The organism is Agromyces sp. Y182, from assembly GCF_059445385.1.
The window spans coordinates 1342139-1363303 of the sequence record NZ_JCAIUF010000001.1; the positions used below are offsets into that span (position 1 = coordinate 1342139).

The window sequence follows — 21165 nt, forward strand, 5'->3', positions numbered from 1 at the left end:
GGCGGTCAGGAGTTCTTGGTCACGGTCAGGGTTGAGACGAGGGGGCGCTGCGCTGACGCGTCGGCCGGGCCCCGAGCGCGGCGCCTGCGAAGCCAGTTGACGGCGATCGCAGCAGCGATGCAGACGAGGCCGATGGCGATCGAGACCGGCACGAGGTAGAGGCAGCACAGCGCGCCGAGGAGCAGCAGGATGCGCTCGGGCCAGTTCGCCGGGCCGAGCACCCATCCGCCCGTGGCGCCGGCTAGGGCCGCGACGGCGATGAGCGACACGACGGTCGCCCAGAGCGAGGTGAGAAGTCCGCCCTGCAGCAGCAGTGAGCCGCCCGCAGGGGTGAGCACGAACGCAAGCGGCACGAGGAACGCGGGCAGCGTGTACTTCGTCGCCTGCCACATCGTCTTGATCGTGTCGCCGCCGGTGATCGCCGCGGATGCGACGGCCGCGAGCGCCGTGGGCGGGGAGACCTCGGAGAGCACCGCGAAGTAGAAGATGAACATCGCCGCCTCGGGCCGCTCGACCCCGAGGGCGATGAGCGCGGGGCCGATGATCACCCAGGAGATGATGAACGATGCGGTCACCGGCACCGCCAGGCCGAGCAGGATGATCGCGACCGCGGCGAGCAGGCACGTGATCGTGAGGGTGACTTCGGGGTTGTCGCTGGCGGTTTCGGCGAGCGAGACGAGCATGCGGGCGAAGGTGAGGCCGATGCCGGTCTTGACGATGACGCTCGTGATGATGCCCGCGGCCGCGCACACGGCGACGACTGGAATCGCGCTTCGGATGCCGCTCGCGAGTGCGTGGTACAGCTCGCCGAGGTACTCGGCGACCGCCTTCGGGAGGGTCGTCGCCACCGAGGCGTCGTCGAGCGGGTCGCGCCGCGACACCATCCGCTCGACGAGCCCGAACACTGCGGCGACGAGTGTCGCGTAGACGATCGAACGGAACGCGGGCAGCCCGAGCGCGAGGAAGAAGATGATGACGGCGAGCGAGAGGAAGTGGTAGCCGAAGCGCGCGACCAGCTTGCCGAGGTGCTTCCTCGGTACATCCACCGCCCGAGTCGCGAAGCGGCGGGCGTCGATCTCCACCGCGAGGAAGATGCCGACGTAGTAGAGGATCGTGGGGATGATCGCCCAGATCATCACTTCGAGATACGACACCTGCAGGTACTCCGCGATGATGAAGGCGGCCGCACCGAGCGTCGGCGGTGAGAGGATCGCGCCGATGCCGGCTGCGGCGAGCATCCCGCCGGCGTTGTTCCGCGGATACCCCGCGCGCTGCAGGATCGGCCAGGCAAGGGAGCCGAGCGTCACCGCCGTCGCCGTGCCCGAACCCGACACCGTGCCGAGCAGGAACCCGCTCGTCACGACGGTGCGACCCGAGGCCGACCTCGACGCGGGAAAGAGCGAGAAGGAGAAGTCGATGAAGAAGCGGCCCGCCCCCGTCGCCGACAACACGGCTCCGTAGATGATGAACAGCACGATGTACGTCGCCGCAACGCCCAGTGGTGTGCCGAAGAAGCCCGACTGGTCGTTGTAGAAGCCGTTGATGATCTGGTCGAAGTTCACGCCCGCGTGGCTGATCGCCCAGTCCATCGGCAGGAAGCCGCCGTAGTAGGCGTAGAGGAAGAACACGACGCAGAAGATCGGAAGCACGAGGCCCGTGGTGCGACGGGTCGCCTCGAGAATCAGCAGTGTGAGCGCGGTGCCCGCGATCACGTCGACCGTGCCGAGCGTGCCCTGTCGGTTCAGGAACGCGTCGAAACCGCCTCCGCCATCGCCGATCACGATCGGCAGGATCGGATAGGTGCAGACGAACGCGGTGGCGGCCGTGAGGGTCCAGTCCCACACCGTCGGCGCGTCGGAGCGGAGCGGGTCTCTCCTGCGCTTCCGGCCGCGGTACAGCAGGAAGGTGAGCGGCAGCGTGACCGACAGGAAGGCGATGAGTGAGAACTGCGTGCCCTGGGGCAGCGGGAAGAACACCTGGTAGAGCACGAACAGCGACACGACGAAGCAGTACGCCGTGATCACGCGCTCGAGCCGAATCGGCAGCGTGCGCGACGGGCGCTCTTCGTCGAACTCGGCGATGATGTCGTCGGGTGGCAACGGGCCCGAGCCGGCCTGGCCGGCCTCCGTCGTGGAGGCGGCGCGACCCGTCGGTTCTACTTCGGTGTAGGACATGGCGCAACCGTAGGGCGGCCGCCGCATCCTTCGCCCGAGCCGTCCGGAATCCTTACATCCCCTTTACATCCACCGAGACCGCGATGTCGAACGTGATGTCTAAACTGCGAGGATGCGTGTGCTCATCGCCGAGGACGACACCTCCGTCGCTGCTGCCCTCGCATCGGTGCTCACGCAAAGCGGACACCAGACCGAGCAGGTGGCCCGGGGCGGCGACGTGCTCCTCCGGCACCATGACTTCGACGTGCTCATGCTCGATCTCGGCCTCGAAGACACCGACGGCTTCGACGTCATCAGACGGCTCCGCCTCGTGACCGACCTGCCGGTGCTCGTCGTCACAGCACGCGGCGACGAGCGGTCGACGGTACTCGCTCTGCGCCTCGGCGCCGACGACTATCTCGTGAAGCCCGTGCGCATGCGTGAACTGCTCGCCCGACTCGAGGTCGTCGCCCGCCGCCGTCTCAGCGCCCCCTCCCTCGACCTCGTGCGCACCGGAAGCCTCGAGATCGATCTCGGAGCGCGCCGGGTGCGCGGCGACGGGGAAGAGCTCGCACTGACGCCGACCGAGTTCTCGCTCCTCGCGGTGCTGGCCCGCAGGGTGGGCGCAGCCGTGAGCCGAGAGCAGATCCTCGACGAGGTGTGGCGCGACGCCTACGCCGCGAATTCGCGAGCCTTCGATGTGCACCTCGCACAGCTGCGCCAGAAGCTGCCCTCGAGCGACGCGATCACCACGATCCGCGGCTACGGGTACCGACTGGAAGCGTCGTAGGCATGCGTGCCCAGGTACTGCTGCCGCTCATGCTCTTCGGTCTCCTGGCCGTGCTCGCGATCGTCATTCCCGTGGGCGAGTCCATCGCAGTCTCGCGAACGCAGCAACTCGCGCTGGCCCGCGCATCGTCGATGGACCACATCGTGCGCCTTGCCGAGAACGCCATCACCTCGTCGGACACCGCCGCGCTCGAGCGATACCTCGACCGCTTCGGCGAGGTCTACGGCGAGTCCGTGGTCGTGCTCGACGGCGAAGGCACCGACATCGCGCAGGTCGGCGCCCTCACCCCGGCCGACGAGGAGGTGCGGGCGCACGCGCTCGCCTCGTCGCGCAACCTGCCGCAGTGGCAGCTGCCCGTGATCAGGCCGTGGAGCACCGGCACGGCACTCGTCTCCGAGCCGGTGCTCGGCACCGGAGAACTCAGTATGGGCGTCGTCGTCCTGCAGATCGACGCGGCGGCGGCCAGGCGCGACATCACGCTGTCGTGGCTGCTCGTCGCGTTCGTCGGGCTGCTGGTACTCGGGGGCCTCGCCGCGGCCTCGCTCTGGTGGACGAACTGGGTGCTGCGACCCGTGCGCGCGCTCGACGACGCGACGAACGCGTTCGGTGAGCACCGCGACGTGCGGCTCGTCGACGCCACCGGCCCGCCCGAGTTGCGCCGGCTCGCCGCATCGTTCTCGCGCATGGCCGAGGGCATCGAGGACACCCTCGTGCAGCAGCGCGACTTCGTGGCGGACGCATCGCATCAACTGCGCAATCCGCTCGCGGCCATCCGACTGCGCATCGATGCGCTGAACCGCGACGGCTCCAGCGACGACTCCCTCGAGATCGTCGACGCCGACCTCGACCGCCTCGAATCGACCGTCGGACGGATGCTCGTGCTCGCCGATGCCGAGCATCGTGCGACGGCCGAGGTGAGCAGCGGAAACGGCTTCGCCGAGGCGTCTCGTCGCGAGCACACCGTGCCGACCGCCGCCGCGCTCGCCGAACCGTTCCAGCCCCTCATGCGCGAGGCGGGCCAGAGCCTGGTCGCCGAAGGCACGACCGAGGTGCAGATCGCCTGCCGCCGATCGGATCTCGAGGAGATCGTCGCGACGCTGCTCGAGAATGCCAGGAAGTACGCCGGTGAGGGCGCAACGGTGCGGCTCGCCCTCGCCCACGAGGGCGAGGGCGAGCACGAACGCGAGGGCGATGCGGTGCGCATCGTCATCAGCGACGACGGGCCCGGGCTCGACGACGACGAACTCGCACAGGCCGGCACCCGATTCTGGCGCTCGGCGCAGCATCGCGGGCTCACGGGTACGGGGCTCGGACTGGCCATCGTCGGGCAACTCGTGCGCGCGAACGGCGGCGCGTTGCGTATCGACCGTGCCGACGAGGGGGGCCTCCGCGTCGCCGTGCGATTCGGAGCGATCTCATGACGGGCGGCTCGATCTCGCGCCGCGCGCTGCTCCTCGGGTTCGCCGGGCTCTCGGCCCTCTCGCTCGGCGGCTGTGCGCGACCCGGCACCGGTGGAACGCTCCGGATGGCGTGCGGGGAGCCCGGGGGCACCTACATCCGCTTCGGCCAACTGTTGAGCGACGCTGCCGTCGCCGCGGGTGTCGTGACCGCGATGAAGGCGCTTCCGACCGACGGCAGCATCGAGAACATCGGGATGCTCCGCTCGGGCGACGCCGACCTCGCGATCGCGCTCGCCGACTCGGCCGCGATCGATCCGCACGGGCTCGTCTCGATCGGTCGCGTCTACCAGAACTACCTGCAGTGCATCGTGCCGGTCGGCGGTCCGATCGCCGACGCGGACGATCTCGCCGGCCGCGTCGTCTCGATCGGCGCACCGGCATCCGGCACGGCCGAGACGTCGCGCAGGGTGTTCGACGCACTCGGCCTGACGTCGGGCGCGCGTGCAGCGTCGCTCGTCGAGCTCAACCTGGCCGATGCCGTCACCGCACTCGAGACCGGCGGCATCGACGCCCTGATGTGGTCGGGCGGCATCCCGGTTCCGGAACTCGATCGCCTGCACGGCCTCATCCAGGTGACGCTCGTCGATCTGAGCGCCGCGATACCGCTGCTCGGCGAGGTGCATGCCGACGCGTACCAGCAGACCGTCGTGCCCGCGGGTGTGTACGCGCTCCGCGAGCCGATGCCGACGATCGGCGTCTCGAACTTCCTCCTGGCGCGGGCGGATCTTCCGGACCCTATCGCCACCGCCCTCGTCGATATCCTCATCGACGATGCGGTGCGACTCGTTCCGGAACGCTCGGCCGGGCTGCAGTACCTGACGCCGTCGAGCCTCATCGACACCGGGTCGATGCCGCTGCACCCGGCGGCCGAGCGGCGCTACTTCGAGCGCTACGGGTGACGGCGCGGCGGCTGGATGTCAGCGCTTGCGCGTCTTGATGAATCCCTCGTCGGTCTTCTCGCGCTTCTGCGCTCGCTTCTCTTTCAACGAGAGTTGGGCCTGCTTCTTCGTGGCGTTGCCACGTGTGTTCTTTCCAGACATTCGAGCTCGCTTCCCTTCGTCAGCTGGCGGGCTTCCGATGACCATAGCCCACTCCGCGACGGAAGTCATGTCCGCTCGGAGCGAACCGCGCTGCCGCTCGGAATTCGGCCATGTCCAGGTATTTTTCCGCAGCATGGGCTAAGCTGGCAGGTCACCTGAAGGAGAGTGACATGCGGAGGGTCAACCCCATCGCCGCGGCCGTCGTCGTCGCGTTCTGGCTGTTCATGATCGGCTTCGCCGCCGGTTTCGAGGGCGAAATCGCATCCGACCCGACGCTCACCCGTGAGCACCCAGACGCGGCACTCGCGGGGCTCGTCGGAGGAGCCACGACCGTCGGCATCGTGCTCCTGGTGGGGGCGTGCGTGCTGCTGACGAGGGCCGTGCTCGGTGCGCATCGCTCGCGCGCGGCGCGCACCGCGGCGTAGCGACCGAGCGACTGAACACCGGCGCGAGAGCCGGGCCATTGAATGCAGGATGAGCGCACCTGCGACCGTCGATAACGGCTGCCTTCGAGCGCTCATCCTGCGGACGGGGCAGGCGCAGTGCTATTCGAGCAGGTCGGCCGTGAGCGCGGCGAGTTCAGCCCGCCGGTCAGCCTTGTCGCGAGGCACGCCGGGGACACCGGGCCGCCTCTGCCACGGGTGCGGCCCGTCGAGCGGCCGGTGCGCGACCCCCATCGCGTCGTAGATCGCGAGCTGGTCGCCGAGGCGCGCCTCGAAGCCCGCCCAGTCCTTGCCGGGTGCACTCCACGCGACCTCGGCGAACGCCGCGAGCCGCGGGAACACCATGTAGTCGAGCCGTGAGACGGTGTCCATGTGCTCGCTCCAGGCGTTGGCCTGCACGCCGAGCACATGGCGCCGCATCGCCTCCGAGGCATCCGCCGGCAGCGGCTCGAAGTCGTAGACGTCACGCAGCGTCTGCACCGTGCCGACGGGAATCGGCTCGTCCGCGGCATCCGACTGCCGGTAGTCGAGGTAGGCGAAGTCGTCGGGGCAGAGCACGACGTCGTGACCTCGGGCCACGGCGACCTGGGCACCGCGGAGGCCTCGCCACGACGCGATCGTCGCGCCCGGGTCGAGCGGGCCCTCGAGCACTTCGTCCCAGCCGTAGAGACGTCGGCCGGCCGCGGTGAGGTGCTCGTCGAGCCGGCGGATGAACCACGCCTGCAACTCGTTCGGCGTCGCGAGACCGCGTTCGGCCATGAGCTGCCGCGTGCGCGCGTCGACCGCCCACTGCGTCTTGCGAGCCTCGTCACCGCCGACCGCGATGTACCGCGACGGGAAGACCTCCATGACCTCGTCGAGCACGTTGCGGAAGAAGGCGACCGTCGATTCCTCGGTGTTCAGCACGTCGTCGTTGATGCCGTAGCGCGTCCACACCTCGTACGGCCCGCCGGTGACGCCGAGCTCGGGATACGCGGCGAGCGCTGCCCGCACGTGGCCGGGCGTCTCGATCTCGGGCACGACCTCGATGTGCCGTTCGGCAGCGTACGCGACGATCTCGCGCAGGTCGTCCTGCGTGTAGTAGCCGCCGACCGGGCGACCGTCGACGGTCGATGACGGCCCGTGGCCGAGCTGCGACTCGGGCCGCCACGCGCCGACCTCGGTGAGCCGCGGATATCGGCGGATCTCCATGCGCCAGCCCTGGTCGTCGGTGAGGTGCAGCTGCAGCACGTTGACCCGGTGGAGGGCGAGCAGGTCGATGAGCCGCAGCACTTCGTGCTTCGGCCGGAAGCTGCGTGCGACGTCGAGCATGAAGCCCCGCCACGCGAAGCGCGGTGCGTCGAGCGTGACGGATGCCGCGGCGCGCCACTCCCGCCCCGGCAGCGCTGCCCGCCGGAACGCGTCGGGCCCGAGCAGCTGCCGGAACGCGAGCCCGCCGTAGAAGAGGCCCGCCTGCGCCCCGCCCGTGATGCGCACGCCGCCCGGCGCGACCTCGAGCCGGAACCCCTCGCGCGGCAACTCGGGGTCGATGTCGAGCGCGATCGTGCCCGCCGCGCCCCGCTGGTCGAGGAGCCGCGGGGTCACGGGCAGCGCGGAGCCCGTCGCCGCACTGAGGTCGGCCTGCAGGCGGCGGGCGACGGATGCCGCGGCATCCGTTGCCGTGATGGCCGTGCCTGCGTCGAGCACGAACTCGCCGTCGCGTGCCTCGAACGAGAAGGGCTTCGGAATCAGGCCCCTCACGCCCCGGCCGCCAGCTCGCGGGCGCGGGCGAGCGCGGCATCGGTCGCCCGGTCGAAGGTCTGCTTGAGCGAGGCCTCTTCGAGCACCGCGACTGCGCGCTCGGTCGTGCCCTTCGGGCTCGTCACCCGGCGGCGCAGTTCGGCGGGGCCGGCATCGGATGCGGCGAGCAACTCGCTCGCGCCGCGGAACGTGCCCTCGACCATGACGGCCGCCTGCTCTGGCGTGAAGCCCTTCTCGATCGCCGTCGCCGTGAGCTGCTCGATCAGGTAGAAGACATAGGCCGGCCCGGACCCCGAGATCGTCGAGAGCGCGTCGATCTGCTCCTCGGGCACGACGAGCACTTCGCCGACGGTCTCGAAGAGCGACACGGCGAGCGCGAGGTCGGCGTCGCTCGAGCGCGCGCCGGCCGAGACACCGGTGACCGCGCGGCCGACGACCGCCGGCGTGTTCGGCATCGAGCGGATCACCGTGACCGACGCGGGCAGCAGGGACTCGAACGTCGCCACGGTGACCCCGGCGGCGACGCTCACGACGACTGCGCCGGGCTCGAGTGCGTCCGCGATCTCCTCGAGCAGCGCCGGCACCATGGCGGGCTTGACGGCGACGACCACGAGCTTCGCGCCGGCGACGGCGGTGCGGTTCGCTGCGGCATCCGTCTCGGTCGCGTACGCGGTGACGCCCGCGAGGCCCGCGAGCTCGGCCGCCTTCTCGGCACTGCGGTTCGTCGCACGGATGCCGCCGTCGACCTCGATGCCCGGCTGGAGGAGGCCGGTCAGCACGGCGCGAGCCATCGACCCCGCCCCGAGGAATGCGATCGCGGGCAGTCTGACAGGGGCCTCGACACTCATGCGACCATCCTAGGTTCGGGGTCGAACGCTGTGGCTGGAACGCACATCTTCGCTCCGCTACCCCCTTTAGGATTGCTCCATGAGCGCATCGGGCGGCAACAGAGCCATCATCGCGGCATTCCTCGCCAACACGGGAATCGCGATCACGAAGTTCATCGCCTGGTTCTTCTCGGGCTCGTCCTCGATGCTCGCCGAGGCCGTGCACTCGGTGGCCGATGCCGGCAACCAGCTGCTCCTCATCTTCGGCGGCCGCCAGGCGAAGCGGGCGGCCGACAAGGAGCATCCGTTCGGCTACGGCCGCGAGCGGTACGTCTACGCGTTCGTCGTCTCGATCATCCTGTTCTCGGTCGGTGGGCTCTTCTCGATCTACGAGGGCATCGACAAGCTGCAGCACCCGCATGCGCTCGACGTGCCGTGGCTGCCGATCCTCGTGCTCTCGATCGCGATCGTGCTGGAGTCGTTCTCGCTGCGCACCGCCGTGAAGGAGTCGAACCACGTGCGCGGCAAACTGAGCTGGGTGCAGTTCGTTCGACGCGCCAAGGCTCCCGAACTGCCCGTCGTGCTGCTCGAAGACGTCGCAGCGCTCCTCGGCCTCGTCTTCGCGTTCATCGGCGTCGGGCTCACGATCATCACCGACAACCCGCTCTTCGACGCCATCGGCACCCTCTTCATCGGCACGCTGCTGATCGTCGTCGCCGTCGTGCTCGGCATGGAGACGAAGTCGCTCCTCGTAGGCGAGGGCGCCAATGACGACGATGTCGTGCGCATCGAGCAGGCGATCCTCGCCGGCCCCGAGGTGGAGCGAATCATCCACATGAAGACCCTCTATCTCGGCCCCGACGAGTTGCTCGTCGCCGCGAAGGTCGGCTTCACTGCCGACCAGCGCCTGCTCGAGGTCGCGGCGGCGACGAACGCGATCGAGCTGCGCATCCGCGATGCCGTGCCGTCCGCACGAGTCATCTATGTCGAGCCCGACGTCTACGTCGAGCCGAACCTCGCTGCACCGCCCACCGACGCGATCGTCATCAAGGGCCTCGAGTAACGACGAGGCAGCCGCCGGTCGAGTAGCGACGCAGGAGCGTATCGAGACCTCCCCGGCCGGGGTCTCGATACGGCGCTGGCGCGCCTACTCGACCAGCGTGAGGGCCGCCCCGCTGGCGGCCTACTCGACCAGCGTGAGGGCCGCCCCGCTGGCGGCCTACTCGACCAGCGTGAGGGCCGCCCCGCTGGCGGCCTACTCGACCAGCGTGAGGCGGGCTAGGGCCGGCGCAGAGGGTCGTCGAAGAAGTCGAGCAGCAGCTGCGCCGCGGCATCCGCTTCGACGCCCGCGAACACCTCGACGCGGTGATTGAGCCGCCGATCGCGGAGCACGTCGTAGAGGGAGCCCGCCGCGCCGGCCTTCTCGTCCCATGCGCCGAACACGACGGTCGGGATACGCGCTGCGAGGATCGCCCCCGCGCACATGACGCACGGCTCGAGTGTGACCACGAGCGTGCAGTCGGTCAGGCGCCAGTCGCCGGTGACCTCGGCGGCTGAACGGAGGGCCAGCAGCTCGGCGTGCGCGGTCGGGTCGCCGAGCAGCTCGCGCTCGTTGCGGCGCGCGGCGACGACCTCGCCGGCGGCGTTCACGACCACGGCGCCGACGGGCACGTCGCGCGTGGCCGGAGCCTGCTCGGCTTCGGCGAGCGCGAGTCGCATCCACTCGTGATGGCGGCCGGACTCAATCATGATCGCGCCGGGTCATGACCTCGATCGCTGCATCGAGGATGCGATCTCGCGTCGACATGGGCCTCCTGTACACCTGACTTCCGGTATCGTACCATCGGGGTTAGTAAACACTTACTCACCACTCGATCCCGCCATCGGAGGCAACCTTGGAACCCCTCGAACTCACCCGCCTGCTCTTGCTCGTCGTGCACTTCGTCGGTCTCGCCGCGATCATCGGCGCATACATCCTGCAGATGCCCAGGCGATCGGGCTTCGACTTCTCGCCGGTGCTGGTCGGCTCGATCGTGCAGCTCGCCTCGGGCATCGCGCTGATCGCCGTCAACGAGATCGGCGGCACAGAGATAGATCGCGCGAAGGCGTTCGTGAAGCTCGGTATCGCGCTCCTCGTGCTGGTTCTGGCCATCGTCGGCGTGGTCCGCGGCCGCGCGCTGAAGCGGGCGGAGCAGACGGATGCCTCGCTGCGCCCGTTGCTCTGGAGCGCCGGCATCGCCGCCATCGCCAACGTCGCCGTGGCGGTGTTCTGGCACTGACGACGAGGCCCGCGCTCAGTAGACTCGAGCCCATGCGAGTCCACGTTGCCGATCACCCGCTCATCACCCACAAGCTGACGGTGCTCCGCGACGTGAAGACCCCGTCGCCCGTCTTCCGTTCACTCGTCGACGAGCTCATGACGCTGCTCGCCTACGAGGGCACCCGCGGGGTGCGCGTCGAGCCGGTCGACATCGTGACCCCGGTGGCACCCGCGACGGGCGTGCGCATCGCCGACCCGAAGCCGCTCATCGTGCCGATCCTGCGCGCGGGTCTCGGCATGCTCGAGGGCATGACGAAGCTGCTGCCGACGGCTGAGGTCGGCTTCCTCGGCATGGCGCGCAATGAAGAGACCCTCGAGCCGACGACGTACGCCGAGCGACTGCCCGACGACCTCAGCGACCGCCAGTGCTTCGTGCTCGACCCGATGCTCGCCACGGGCGGCTCGCTCACGGCGGCCATCGAGTTCCTGCTGAAGCGCGGGGCGACGGATGTCACGGCGATCTGCATCCTCGCCGCACCCGAGGGGCTCGCGGCGGTCGAGCAGGCCCTGCACGGCCGTGAGGTCACGATCGTGCTCGGCGCCGTCGACGAGCGCCTCAACGAGCTGGGGTACATCGTGCCGGGTCTCGGCGATGCCGGCGATCGCCTCTACGGCACGGTATAAGCGCAGCCGGCGGCATCCGTTACCCGAAGGATCTTCGAGCCTCGACACGCCGCAGCGGAAATCGCGCGCGGAAGATTTCCGAAACTCGTCATCCATCGCAGAATCTTTCAGGCGACGCATCGGCGTCACTGATCCTGCCGGATGTCGCATCGCAACGCGCACCGCGTGCGACGAAACTCCCCGTCACCTGGCCGTCATGAATTGACACACGCCCGGCCATCCGTTTGACTTTGCTCATGACTGACACTGCACGCAACCTGACCGCCCTCGGCGCTCTCAGGACGACCGGCACGATGATGCCGGCACGTGCACCCATGTGTTGTCGAATGTGCCGCTGACCGCGACCCGACCGCCGAGTCCCGCAGCCGATCCGCATCCAGATCGACGCCGACTCCTCTGAACCTTCCGTCTCTCGAGGTTCGCCCGGCCGAACGGCCATTCGCTCCGACCCCGCTTTCGGGGCCGGTCGCTGCACCCTTCACACAAGGATTCTCGTCATGTCTCTCGCACTCGCAACCGCTCCCGTCCGCACCGTCCAGGCCCGCACGGCACCGTCGCTGCCGGCCGCCCCGACGATTCCGTCGCACACCCCCTCCGCTCCGCTCCGCTCAGTCGCCGCGGCTCCCCGAGCCGCCGCCCCGGCGGCGGATGCCTCGGCCGACGCCGCCCGCGCACCGCGGGTTCGGGCCGTGCCCGAGGGCACCGAGGCCCGCGGCTTCGTGCTCTACGTCGGCATCGATGAGGCCAAGGCACTCGCCGACGGCACGACCCTGCACCGCATCGTCGAGGCGCTGCGCACGCTGACCGCCGAGGTCGCACCCTCGGCCGAGACCTACGCCGCGGTCGCACTCGCTCCCGAAGCCGCGGGTGGCCGCGACGTCGACGTCGTGCGGCTCGCCCTGCAAGACCCCGCCGCGCTCGCCAAGCAGCGCGAGGGTCAGGACACCCGCGACGACGTCGACCGCCACCCCAACGGCGTCATCATCGACATCTCGCGCAAGCGCGTGCTGCTCGACGGCGAGGCTGCCGGTCTCACGTACAAGGAGTTCGAGCTGCTGCAGTACCTCGTGCTGCGCGAAGGTCGCACGATCGACCGCCACGAGCTCATCGACAACCTGTGGGACGCCGACGACGAAGCGCCGAGCGAGCGCACGATCGACGTGCACGTGCGGCGTCTGCGCTCGAAGCTCGCGCACTATCAAGACATCGTGCGCACCGTGCGCGGCGTCGGGTACCGCTTCGACCGTCACGCCGACGTCTCGATCCGCCAGGCGTCGACCCCCTCCCCCGACCTGTACTGAGCGGGTCAGCCGACGCGCACCCAAGTACCTGGGCAGAGCGATATCGCGGCTGGCCGACGGGTCGCTTTCGTACTCGCGAGACGGATCCTTCAGGAGACGGTCAGTCGGCTACGTGAGATTCGGTGGAAAAAGCGCGACTGCCTCATCGATCAATTCGCCAAGCTGACCGACGGGGATGACGCCGCAGTTGACGAGACCGGCGAGGCCTTGGAGGGTGGCGAGGAATACCAATGAGACTCGTTCCGGTTTCCGGCCCCGCAGCAGTTCTTGGGTCTCGTTGCGTTGGAACACTTGCAGAATCGGCGCAAATGCGGCCTCGGCATTCTGGCCCACAGCTTCACTGTCTGCTCCGTGTTTGTGAGCGAACATCAGCTCGACGAGGTTCGCCTCGGAGGTCGCGAAGTCGAGGTAGACGCGGGCGATTGAACGAATCTGTTCGTGAAAGTCGGACGATGCCTCGACCGCTTCATTCAGCCGGGAGCCGAGCCGAACGAAACCCTCGACAGCCAGGGCATCGAGAAGTTCTTGCCTGCCGGTGAAGTACCGGCGCGGGGCAGCGTGGGTAACGCCGATCGTCGCGGCCAGTTCGCGTAACGACAGTTCAGAGACTCCCCGCTCGCGCACCACCTTCGCCGCTTGATCCAACACGGCCCGACGAAGGTTGCCGTGGTGGTACGGACGAGAAGAAGTCACATGTGCAGTCTACCGACTATGTATCCGTTGACAAGATTGTATCCGGTGGTTACATTAACGTCATGCCTCAATTGACCTCTCCTTCTCAGATACCGGATCAGACCGGCCGCACCTTCATCATCACGGGCGCCAACAGCGGGATCGGCCGCGCTGCGGCTGCCGCGCTGGCAGACAGAGGAGCACGGATCGTCCTCGCGGTCAGGGACCAGGACAAGGGCCGAGCGGCAGCCGCCACGATCGATGGCGAAGTCGAAGTCCGCCCCCTAGACCTCGCGTCACTTGCGTCGGTTCGGGACTTCGCCGCCGGCGTGGACGGCAGTGTGGACGTGCTCATCAACAACGCCGGCACGATGACCGACTCGCTACAACTCACCAAGGATGGCTTCGAGATCCAGTTCGGGGTCAATCACCTCGGGCATTTCGCGCTGACGAATCTCTTGCTGGACCGCGTCACGGACCGAGTCGTGACCATCTCGTCGTCCGCTTACCGCACCGCGCGGATCGACTTCGATGATCTGCAGTGGGAGCGGCGAGCGTTCAAGCCGTTCGGCGCCTATGGACAGTCCAAGTTGGCGAACCTGCTGTTCACCGTTGAGCTGCAGCGCCGCCTGACCGCTGTCGACTCACCGGTGATCGCCACCGCCGCCCATCCCGGCTGGGCGTCTACCGGATTCCGGATCACGAGCGGCAACCGGGCGTTCGATGTCCTGTCCGCGATCAGCACGCCTCTGCTCGCCCACGGCCCCGAGGGCGGCGCGCTTCCCACTCTGTTGGCGGCGGTCGGAGACGTGGGCGGCGGCAGCTTCTCGGGGCCGAGCCGCTTCGGCGGAGTCCGCGGACCGGCCGCGGTGGGTGCGCCATCCGCCGCCGCACAGGATCCAGACACGGCCAGACGGCTTTGGGAAGTCTCCGAACAGCTCACTGGAGCACGCTTCCCTCTCAGCACCCGGTCGGTCGCCTCAGAGTAGGAGTCACGCTGTCAGCTCGGATCACCGCTCGTTTCCTTCGCGATCCGGTAGCGCGGGAGCCCGCGAGTACGGAACCGTGACCCGGCTCGATGATCCGGCCCTGGCGATCAGCGGCGACGAAGCGAAAGTCGACCCCGACGGCGCGCCACAATCAGAAGCAGCACTGTCGCCACCGAGCACACCAAGACGGCGATGATGCTGGCTTCCGGTCCGAAACTTCCCCCTGAGAGCCATGCCGGCCCGCTTGTCACGGCGGTGACAAGGGAGTCGCGCGCCTCGGAGCCGGACGTCACTGTGCCGAAGATGCCCACCGTCGCAAAGTTCCAGCCGAAGTGCAGGCCGATCGCCAACCACAGCGACCCGGTGGCGAGGTAGGCAGCACCCAACATGAGTCCGGCTTCGATCGCAATCACAACCGCACCCCAAAGCGAGGCGCCCGGATTGAGCAGATGAACGAGTCCGAAGATGATCGCCGAGGCGCTGAGCGCCACGACTGCGCCCCATCGACCTTGGATGAGGCGGAACACGACTCCCCGGAAGAACACTTCTTCCGAAACGGCGACCGCGCACATCGTTCCGGCGACGGCCAGCGCACCGGCGATCGACCCCCAGCCGGTGATCGTGTACGCACCGAAAAGGGCGAGGATGCCGACGGTCACCGCTGACAGGGCCAACCCGACCCCCGTCCCGATCAGCAGATGACGGGTAGCGCCTTTCGGCGCGAGATCTGTCACCTGGCGACGTTCGACGCGCCGGCCTGTCCAGATGTACAGGGATGCCATCGCAATCGCCAGGGCTGGACCGATGATGAGCGCCGCCACAGGGTTGTGGAGCTCGGTGGCGATGGAGTTCGTGACGAGCATCGCCACGGCGAAGCCGACGACGACAATGGTCGTTCTGATCCAGGATCGAGTTCGAGGTCCCTCGCTCCTGCGCTTGGCTGATGGCTTGAGATCCTGCGTGGACTTCGTCATTCCTGCTCCTTATCCCCTACTCGATTTCGGGGTGTGAGCATGACGTTACGGCGCTCGCGAAAACGGCGAATCCCACGAGGGTGGACACTTGGGATCCCTCGCTCGGGGGACCCAAGTGTCATGGAGATCAGCGATCCGCGCGGAGAATCAGGACCAGGTAGCGAGGCCCGTTCTGTGCGCGAGTACGACAGCCTGCACCCGATCGCGCACGTCGAGCTTCGTCAGGATGCGCGACACGTAGGTCTTCACCGTCTCGTGGCTGATGACGAGCTGTGCAGCGATCTCTGCGTTCGACTGTCCATCGGCGATGAGAGTCAGCACTTCGCGTTCGCGTACGGTGAGTGCTTCAAAGGTCGAACGGTCCTGCGCCGAGGGCCGCAGCCGGTCACCGTAGCGTCCGATCAACGATCGCGTCACTGCCGGCGCGATCAGGGAGTTGCCTGCGGCAACAGTCCGAATGCCCGCCGTCAGCTCGGCGGGCCTGGCGTCTTTCAGCAGGAAGCCGCTCGCTCCTGCGCGCAGGGCGTCGTAGACGAGCGAGTCCAGCGAGAACGTCGTGACCACGAGCACGCGTGCTGCGTCCGGGACCGGGACCTGCGGTCCTGCTATTCTTCTCGTCGCTTCGATCCCGTCGAGAAGCGGCATACGGATGTCCATCACAACGACATCCGGGTGCTCGCGACGGGTGAGCCGTACGGCATCTTCTCCGTCTGCCGCCTCGCCGACGACTACGAGATCGGGCTGAGCATCGATGATGGTGACGAATCCGGTGCGCACGAGCTCTTGGTCGTCGCAGACGACGACACGGATGGGCATCCTCGTCGAGTCCGCGCTCATATGGGAAGCCGCACGCGCACCACGAACCGATCGCCGACCGGTTCGGCCTGCAGATCGCCGCCCACGAGTTCCACGCGCTCACGCATCCCGATGATCCCCCGACCCCCCGATATCGAAGCCGCACTCTTGCGGCTGCGGCCGGAACTGACCACTTCAATCAGGATCTCACGTTCGCCGTATTCGATCGCCACCGTTGCCGCACCGTCACGCGCGTGCTTCATCGCATTCGTGAGGCTCTCCTGCACGACCCGAACGACCACGAGTCCTGTGGCCCCTGCCAATGGTCGAGGCTCGCCACGCTCCACGAGCTCGACCAGCTGCCCGGCCGAGCGGGTCCGGGCGACGATGTCGCCGACCTGCTGCTCGGCTGGCGCACGCGTGATCTCAGCATCCCCCTCGAGAGCCCCGAGCAGACTACGGAGGTCGACGAGCGTCGTTCTGCCCCCGTCAGCGATGGATGCAAGGAGGTCCAGCGTCCCCTGATCGAGCTTCTGACGAAACTGTCCGGCCTCGGCCTGCACGACCATCGCCGTCACATGATGAGTGACCACGTCGTGCAGCTCGTGTGCGATGCGCGCCCGTTCGGCTGTGATCGTCTCCCGTTCAGCTCTCTCGGTGCGGCTGCGACGCAAAGCGGCCTGCGATCGGAGCCACGAGCCGAAGACCCACAGGGCCGCCAGAAGCGCTCCGAAGACCAGCGCGTCGAGCACGGTGAGTGCGGCGTCGAGCGTGATCAGCGCCGCGACGAGAGCGACGTAACCGCCCAGGGCGAGCATCGGAGTCAGCATCCGGTGCCGCTCGACCAACGCCCCTGCGCCCACCAGGGCAACGAGCAGACCGAGGGCAGCGAACGTCGTGGGGAATCCAAGCAATTGGTACGCCGAGAACGCCGAGAAGGTCAGAGCCAAGGACCAGTGCGGCCATCGGCGCAGAAGCGCGACTGCGCCTCCCTGGATCACGATGAGCGATGCACCGAGCAGATCGAGCGGTCGATCGGGCGACCCGGCCAGCTCAAGCCCCTGCTGCGCCACACCCGGCACGAACGACAAGCCGACGAGAACGACGGCGGACAGTACGTCCCACTTGACATGAGTCAGGAGAAAGCGAACGACCCGCATCCTTGCATCGTACGCGGATGCTCGGAGGGGTCTTGGCAGCTCTCGGCGGCCGAACCCGACGAATTCGAAAAATAACAGAACGATAACTAGCGCCTGTTACCGATCCGTTATATATTCGGAAGTGCGCCGACTGTTTGCTGTGGCAGGCGGCGTGGAATGTGATTGCAGGACACTCTTGGTGCAAGGGAGAGGGCCGGTCGTCAGCCTCTACGACCGGCCCTCAACCGCGCCAGGTGCCAAAACGGTCGAGGGGCGGCACCCAGCACCGTCAACCTCTACGACCGGCCCTCAACCGCGCCAGGTGCCAAAACGGTCGAGGGGCGGCACCCAGCACCGTCAGCCTCTACGACCGGCCCTCAACCGTTTCCTCCTGCGGTTCCCTATTGTGGAATGAACCACAATGAAGGGAACGGGCATGGCAGATCGCGCGATCACCGTCGCCGCATGGGAGTCGCTGTTCCGTGCGCAAGTCACGATCATGCGTGCACTCGCGGCCGACTTCCCGAGCGCGATCATCTCGCTCAACGAATACGACGTGCTGTTCAACATCACGCGCGCACCCGGCCGTCGGCTGCGCCTGAAGAACCTGAACAGCAACGTGCTCATCACCCAGCCGAGCGTGAGCCGGCTCGTCGACCGGCTCGCGTCACGCGGACTCGTGGCGAAACTCCACGACCCGAGCGACGGCCGTGGCACGATCGTCACCATCACCGAAGAGGGATTCGCGCTCTTCCGCCGGGTCGCGATCACGCACATGAACTCGATCAATCGGGTGTTCGGCGACACCCTCACCGAAACCGAATTGCACGCGCTCGCCGAACTCTGCAACCGACTCCGCCTCGACATCGACCAGAAGCAGCCCGCCGAAGCCGCGGGATGACGATACGGCGGGCAGCCGAGTCGGCCGGCGTCGCAGCTCGGCGGCTGAGTGACAGGATGACGGTGGGGCGGGAACCCTACCTCCCGCCCCACCGCGGTCTCCTAGGGAGACCCTCCCGCCGAGCGACCCGAACCGAGCCCGGCGAGATTCTCCCCGGGCGATCGGGCGGTCGCTCGATCACGCGACTCGCCGTTGCAGTGCGAGAAGGTCGGTCGGGTCCGACTCGGGTCTGCTCGAATCGTAGCTGCCAGAAGGGAGCACGGATACTGCCCCGATTGGGGGGTCAACGCCGAGTCGATGCCGCGTCTTGACGGCGAACCGACGAGTCATGGCCAGTCGACGGATGCCTCGTACTCGTCGTGTCGCCGAAGGTACGCGGCGATGAACGGACACTCCGGCACGATGCGCTCACCCCGCTCGACGGCGTCGTCGAGCGCGAACTTCGCAAGCCTGCCGCCGAGGCCGCGACCCTCGAACTCGGGCAGCACCACGGTGTGAGTGAAGACGATCACGCCGTCTCTGCGCCGGTACTGTGCGAACCCGGCGCGTTCCCCACCGAACGTGAGTTCGTAGCGGTGGCGGTCGTCGTTGCGGACGATTTCGACGATGTCGTTACCCATGGCGCGACTCTACTCGACCGGTCCGACCGGTCCGACCGGTCCGACCGGTCCGACGGTTGCGCCTGCTTCGCCGGAACCCGCGACGCCGACGCGCAGGGCCCGGCGGCGGCCGAAGGGGTCGAGCGGACGACAGTCGAGGAGATCGTGACGCGCGCCGAGGGCGAGGGCGATGACTCTCACTCCACCTGATCCGCAACGGCGCGGAGACTCCTCGTGACGCGCTCGAGACCTGGAGCGTCGACTGGCGTCCGACGCGAGGAACGGAGCCCGGTCGAGTGCGCACGGCCGGGCGCCCAGGTCGCGGGTGACGGCGACGGATGCCTCGGGCGGGAGCCGCGACATCCGCTGATCGTTGACCTCGCTCGTGCACGGTCGCGGTCGCCACGACGAGGGCGATGAGCCACGCGAACACCAGGGTGAAGGCGACGAGTTCGAAGACGGTGAGGTTGAAGATGCCGAGCTGGTCGTAGGACACCATCGCGGCGGCCTCGATCGCGAGCGAGACGTAGGAGAAGCACACGAACACCCGTGGCATGCGCGACGCGAAGATCTGCACCCCGACGCACAGCAGCGCGAATGAGGCGGCGGCCCCGAGCGCGAAGGCGTTGTGCAGGTCGGTGGCACCGTTGATCGGCACCAGGCCGACACCCATGAGCCCCACGCCGACGAGTGCGATGAGCGTCTGCATCGCGGCGCGAGCCCCCGCCCGCAGACCGAACGGCCCGTGCGCGAGTGCACGGGTGAGCGAAGCCGACAACCCCGCCATGCCGAGTCCCGACACGACGATGGCCACGTTGAAGCAGGCGGCGGCGAGGTCGTTCGATGTACCGAGGGTGCTGAAGTTGCGCGTCCACCATTCGCCCGTCGGCGTGATGCTCATGCTCGCGAGGCTTCCGGCGGCGAGCAGCATGGCGACGAGGTTGAACGTACGGTAGGCCTCGTGCTCGATGGCATGGCGGTGCAGATGGAACGTTCCGACACCGAACACGACGCCGAGTACCACTCCGGCGAGCCGGTGGCCACCGGGAAGCCCGTCGAACGCCGCGGCGGTGAAGTGCACGGCGAGCATGGCGATCGCCGCCCAGGTGAGCCCGTTGGAGAGCGAACGGCCCTGCGGCGTCAATACCGGCACGCCCAGGTGAGCGACGCCCGCGAGCCCCGCGCGCGACGCCGATGCGATGACCAGTGCCGCACCGACGGCGGCACCCCCGGCGAGCGCCGGCATCATCCAGATCATGTCGACCGCGTGCTCGCTGCTCGTCGGCGAGAATTGCGGGTCGAGCGCACGGTAGAGCACGATCGACACGGCCATCGCGATGAGCAGGGCGTAGACACGACGCGTGAGCGACGCGACACGGCGCGAACGCACGCCTCTGGGCCGAACGTGCCCCCCACGCTCGGCATTGCCGGAACTCTTCGTACGCTGGCGCATCAGCATCATCCGGTACAACGAAGCCGGGTCGGACCCGACGCGCACACCCCTCATATCCGAACTCTCGATCACGGGACTCAGATGTGCAATGAGCCTACGCGCCGCGCCGCGCCGCCGTCACCCGATCGACATGCCGCACACACCGATACTCAGCGAAGTCCCAGCAAATGGCAGGGTTGCGCTGAGCACATCCATAGCTCGCAAGATGCACGAGGGGAAACGCTCGGGAGATGCACGATGGGAAACGAAAACGGCCCGCTTTCGCGAGCCGCCACGCCTCTGCGAACAGAGATACTGTCTCAACCAGTGTGCGCCCGGAGGGATTCGAACCCCCAACCTTCTGATCCGTAGTCAGATGCTCTATCCGTTGAGCTACGGGCGCATGGGATGTCGCCTGCGCTTCGTTCGCGATCAGGCAACCACGTAACTCTAACGCACGGGTTCGGATCGCGCCAATCGACCGGCGCATGCCGGAAGCTCCGGCTGCGGGCTTGCACGACGACACCGTCAGACGAAGAACAGGTCCGTCGTCGGGCGTCTCAGCCGCCCGAGTGCTCGGGCCGCAACACATCGAGCGCGCTCACCTGCCGGCGGTTCGCGACCTGCCGATACGAAGTCTCGATGAGCTCGACGATGAGACCCCAGTCGGTGCCCGGCGGGTCGAGGTCGACCGCGACCCAGCGGTTGCGGTCGTAGTAGGGCGGCCCGAAGAACCGCTCGTCTTGCACGAGCGCGAGGTGCTCGTCGGGGTCGGTCTTCAGCACGATCGAGAAGGGTCGCTCCATCGAGGCGCTCACGTGCACGAAGATCGGTTTCGCGGCCCTGAAGGTCGGCCGGCCCCATGCCTCGACCTCGACCGCTTCGGGCAACTCGAGGCAGACGGCGCGCACGCGTTCGACGAGCGGATGCCGCGGGTCGACGACTCGGGGATGCTCCACCTCGCCC

22 protein-coding genes and 1 tRNA gene are annotated in these 21165 nt (G+C 68.0%); 10 read left to right on the forward strand and 13 right to left on the reverse strand.

Annotation, left to right across the window (positions count from 1 at the left end):
* Positions 1–5 precede the first annotated feature (5 nt).
* Positions 6–2174, reverse strand: a complete 2169-nt coding sequence (locus AC1C2R_RS06195; protein WP_495379355.1) for a TRAP transporter permease — start codon at positions 2172–2174, stop codon at positions 6–8.
* 112 nt (positions 2175–2286) lie between these two features.
* On the opposite strand from AC1C2R_RS06195, the gene AC1C2R_RS06200 reads away from it, so the two are divergent.
* Genes AC1C2R_RS06200 through AC1C2R_RS06210 form a run of 3 tightly spaced genes read left to right on the forward strand, consistent with a single transcriptional unit; the run spans position 2287 to position 5302 of the window.
* Positions 2287–2943 carry a response regulator transcription factor gene (locus AC1C2R_RS06200; RefSeq protein ID WP_495351638.1) on the forward strand — a complete coding sequence of 219 codons (657 nt, stop codon included), beginning with the start codon at positions 2287–2289 and terminating at the stop codon, positions 2941–2943.
* A 2-nt stretch (positions 2944–2945) separates the two neighbouring features.
* Positions 2946–4364: a sensor histidine kinase gene (locus AC1C2R_RS06205; protein WP_495379356.1), complete on the forward strand. Its 1419-nt coding sequence runs from the start codon at positions 2946–2948 to the stop codon at positions 4362–4364.
* Positions 4361–5302, forward strand: coding sequence for a TAXI family TRAP transporter solute-binding subunit (locus tag AC1C2R_RS06210; RefSeq protein ID WP_495351640.1), 942 nt, complete (start codon positions 4361–4363; stop codon positions 5300–5302). The genes AC1C2R_RS06205 and AC1C2R_RS06210 overlap by 4 nt, the downstream gene beginning before the upstream one ends.
* Positions 5303–5320: 18 nt before the next feature.
* Here AC1C2R_RS06210 and AC1C2R_RS06215 read toward each other — a convergent pair whose 3' ends face one another.
* Positions 5321–5443, reverse strand: a complete 123-nt coding sequence (locus tag AC1C2R_RS06215) for a hypothetical protein (protein ID WP_495351641.1) — start codon at positions 5441–5443, stop codon at positions 5321–5323.
* A gap of 170 nt (positions 5444–5613) precedes the next feature.
* Between AC1C2R_RS06215 and AC1C2R_RS06220 the strand changes: the two genes are divergently transcribed.
* On the forward strand, positions 5614–5868 hold the full coding sequence (locus AC1C2R_RS06220) for a hypothetical protein (protein ID WP_495379357.1): 255 nt from the start codon (positions 5614–5616) through the stop codon (positions 5866–5868).
* A gap of 120 nt (positions 5869–5988) precedes the next feature.
* Here AC1C2R_RS06220 and AC1C2R_RS06225 read toward each other — a convergent pair whose 3' ends face one another.
* Entirely contained in the window at positions 5989–7626 is a 1638-nt protein-coding gene (locus AC1C2R_RS06225; RefSeq protein WP_495379358.1) for a beta-N-acetylhexosaminidase, read from the reverse strand.
* The gene (proC, locus tag AC1C2R_RS06230) at positions 7623–8474 is read right to left on the reverse strand and encodes a pyrroline-5-carboxylate reductase (RefSeq protein ID WP_495379359.1); all 852 of its coding nucleotides are present in this window, start codon (positions 8472–8474) and stop codon (positions 7623–7625) included. The genes AC1C2R_RS06225 and proC overlap by 4 nt, the downstream gene beginning before the upstream one ends.
* 79 nt (positions 8475–8553) lie before the next feature.
* Between proC and AC1C2R_RS06235 the strand changes: the two genes are divergently transcribed.
* On the forward strand, positions 8554–9516 hold the full coding sequence (locus AC1C2R_RS06235) for a cation diffusion facilitator family transporter (protein WP_495351645.1): 963 nt from the start codon (positions 8554–8556) through the stop codon (positions 9514–9516).
* A 215-nt stretch (positions 9517–9731) separates the two neighbouring features.
* Here AC1C2R_RS06235 and tadA read toward each other — a convergent pair whose 3' ends face one another.
* The gene (gene tadA / locus AC1C2R_RS06240; RefSeq protein ID WP_495351646.1) at positions 9732–10202 is read right to left on the reverse strand and encodes a tRNA adenosine(34) deaminase TadA; all 471 of its coding nucleotides are present in this window, start codon (positions 10200–10202) and stop codon (positions 9732–9734) included.
* A 146-nt stretch (positions 10203–10348) separates the two neighbouring features.
* On the opposite strand from tadA, the gene AC1C2R_RS06245 reads away from it, so the two are divergent.
* From AC1C2R_RS06245 to AC1C2R_RS06255, 3 genes are all read left to right on the forward strand, one after another.
* Positions 10349–10732 carry a hypothetical protein gene (locus tag AC1C2R_RS06245; protein ID WP_495379360.1) on the forward strand — a complete coding sequence of 128 codons (384 nt, stop codon included), beginning with the start codon at positions 10349–10351 and terminating at the stop codon, positions 10730–10732.
* 32 nt (positions 10733–10764) lie between these two features.
* The gene (gene upp / locus AC1C2R_RS06250) at positions 10765–11397 is read left to right on the forward strand and encodes a uracil phosphoribosyltransferase (RefSeq protein ID WP_495379361.1); all 633 of its coding nucleotides are present in this window, start codon (positions 10765–10767) and stop codon (positions 11395–11397) included.
* A gap of 497 nt (positions 11398–11894) precedes the next feature.
* Positions 11895–12698: a winged helix-turn-helix domain-containing protein gene (locus AC1C2R_RS06255; protein ID WP_495379362.1), complete on the forward strand. Its 804-nt coding sequence runs from the start codon at positions 11895–11897 to the stop codon at positions 12696–12698.
* Between the two features lie 108 nt (positions 12699–12806).
* Here the strand turns inward: AC1C2R_RS06255 and AC1C2R_RS06260 are convergent, their stop codons facing one another.
* Positions 12807–13391 carry a TetR/AcrR family transcriptional regulator gene (locus AC1C2R_RS06260; protein WP_495379363.1) on the reverse strand — a complete coding sequence of 195 codons (585 nt, stop codon included), beginning with the start codon at positions 13389–13391 and terminating at the stop codon, positions 12807–12809.
* A 62-nt stretch (positions 13392–13453) separates the two neighbouring features.
* Here AC1C2R_RS06260 and AC1C2R_RS06265 point away from each other — a divergent pair, with 62 nt between their 5' ends.
* Entirely contained in the window at positions 13454–14359 is a 906-nt protein-coding gene (locus AC1C2R_RS06265) for an oxidoreductase (protein ID WP_495351651.1), read from the forward strand.
* A gap of 107 nt (positions 14360–14466) precedes the next feature.
* Here AC1C2R_RS06265 and AC1C2R_RS06270 read toward each other — a convergent pair whose 3' ends face one another.
* From AC1C2R_RS06270 to AC1C2R_RS06280, 3 genes are all read right to left on the reverse strand, one after another.
* The gene (locus tag AC1C2R_RS06270) at positions 14467–15333 is read right to left on the reverse strand and encodes a CPBP family intramembrane glutamic endopeptidase (protein WP_495379364.1); all 867 of its coding nucleotides are present in this window, start codon (positions 15331–15333) and stop codon (positions 14467–14469) included.
* A gap of 147 nt (positions 15334–15480) precedes the next feature.
* On the reverse strand, positions 15481–16170 hold the full coding sequence (locus AC1C2R_RS06275; protein ID WP_495379365.1) for a response regulator: 690 nt from the start codon (positions 16168–16170) through the stop codon (positions 15481–15483).
* Positions 16167–17288, reverse strand: a complete 1122-nt coding sequence (locus AC1C2R_RS06280) for a sensor histidine kinase (protein WP_495379366.1) — start codon at positions 17286–17288, stop codon at positions 16167–16169. The genes AC1C2R_RS06275 and AC1C2R_RS06280 overlap by 4 nt, the downstream gene beginning before the upstream one ends.
* Positions 17289–17703: 415 nt before the next feature.
* On the opposite strand from AC1C2R_RS06280, the gene AC1C2R_RS06285 reads away from it, so the two are divergent.
* Positions 17704–18168, forward strand: coding sequence for a MarR family winged helix-turn-helix transcriptional regulator (locus AC1C2R_RS06285; RefSeq protein ID WP_495379367.1), 465 nt, complete (start codon positions 17704–17706; stop codon positions 18166–18168).
* 326 nt (positions 18169–18494) lie between these two features.
* On the opposite strand, the gene AC1C2R_RS06290 is transcribed toward AC1C2R_RS06285, so the two are convergent.
* The 4 genes from AC1C2R_RS06290 to AC1C2R_RS06305 form a co-directional block, all read right to left on the reverse strand.
* Complete coding sequence (locus tag AC1C2R_RS06290) at positions 18495–18788, reverse strand: GNAT family N-acetyltransferase (protein ID WP_495351656.1); 294 nt, start codon at positions 18786–18788, stop codon at positions 18495–18497.
* A complete protein-coding gene (locus AC1C2R_RS06295; RefSeq protein WP_495379368.1) occupies positions 18781–20157 on the reverse strand; it encodes a hypothetical protein in 1377 nt (458 codons plus the stop codon). Before AC1C2R_RS06295 ends, AC1C2R_RS06290 begins: the two co-directional genes overlap by 8 nt.
* Before the next feature lie 372 nt (positions 20158–20529).
* Positions 20530–20602: transfer RNA gene (locus AC1C2R_RS06300), tRNA-Arg, on the reverse strand.
* Between the two features lie 157 nt (positions 20603–20759).
* A complete protein-coding gene (locus tag AC1C2R_RS06305) occupies positions 20760–21158 on the reverse strand; it encodes an MmcQ/YjbR family DNA-binding protein (RefSeq protein ID WP_495351658.1) in 399 nt (132 codons plus the stop codon).
* Positions 21159–21165 lie beyond the last annotated feature (7 nt).